This is a genomic window from Paenibacillus rhizoplanae, from assembly GCF_042684125.1.
GTDB lineage: Bacteria > Bacillota > Bacilli > Paenibacillales > Paenibacillaceae > Paenibacillus_AQ > Paenibacillus_AQ rhizoplanae.
The window spans coordinates 1-843 of the sequence record NZ_JBHUKY010000109.1 but is presented as its reverse complement, the minus strand read 5'-3'; the positions used below and the strand labels follow the sequence as shown (position 1 = coordinate 843).

Genomic DNA, 843 nt, shown 5'->3' with positions numbered 1-843 from the left:
AGCCGTATCGGAAGGTGCGGCTGGATCACCTCCTTTCTATGGAGAATCGTTTCCTGCAACGGAAACATTCAAATCGGAAGCTAAAGCTTCCACAATAGAACCTTCGGGTTCGAACACTCACTCGTGTTCAGTTTTGAAAGAGCAAGTCTCTTTCGTATGCGTTTGGTGGCGATAGCGGAGGGGTTCCACACGTACCCATCCCGAACACGACCGTTAAGCCCTCCAGCGCCGATGGTACTTGGACCGAAGGGTCCTGGGAGAGTAGGACGCCGCCAAGCGAACAATCAATTCATTGATTGTTTCACTACTGTATGTTTTGTTATATGGGCTTTTAGCTCAGTTGGTTAGAGCGCACCTCTGATAAGGGTGAGGTCGGTGGTTCGAGTCCACCAAGGCCCACCATATAACACTTCAATTGAATACTTACTTTGGGGCCATAGCTCAGCTGGGAGAGCGCCTGCCTTGCAAGCAGGAGGTCAGCGGTTCGATCCCGCTTGGCTCCACCAAAACTTCTTTACAAAAGTATATGCAAGAACTTGATCCTTGAAAACTGGATACCGAAATGAATTTGCGTTTTAGAACATTCCTTTAAGCTGAACTTGTGTAAACAAGTTTCAATATTATAGTGATGCTAAGCGAAGATTTTGGATGATGAAGCGACCTTTTGCTTTGAAGGCAATAACGAGTAGAGCAATCTGCGAGTGGCCTTCAAAACAAGATGAGCGAATCAGCCAAACATCGGAGCGTTGGTTAAGCTACTAAGAGCACACGGAGGATGCCTAGGCGCCAGGAGCCGACGAAGGACGTGGCGAACAACGAAACTGCCTCGGGGAGCTGTAAGCA

Annotated in this window: 2 tRNA genes and 2 rRNA genes; all 4 read left to right on the top strand. The window is 48.4% G+C overall.

Annotated features, from left to right (window positions below):
• Positions 1 to 161: 161 nt before the first annotated feature.
• Positions 162 to 278: ribosomal RNA gene (gene rrf, locus ACFSX3_RS32235) — 5S ribosomal RNA — on the top strand.
• 47 nt (positions 279 to 325) lie between these two features.
• A tRNA-Ile gene (locus ACFSX3_RS32230) sits at positions 326 to 402 on the top strand.
• A 28-nt stretch (positions 403 to 430) separates the two neighbouring features.
• Positions 431 to 506 (top strand) — tRNA-Ala (locus tag ACFSX3_RS32225).
• Positions 507 to 748: 242 nt separating this feature from the next.
• A 23S ribosomal RNA gene (locus ACFSX3_RS32220) occupies positions 749 to 843 on the top strand; the annotation flags it as partial.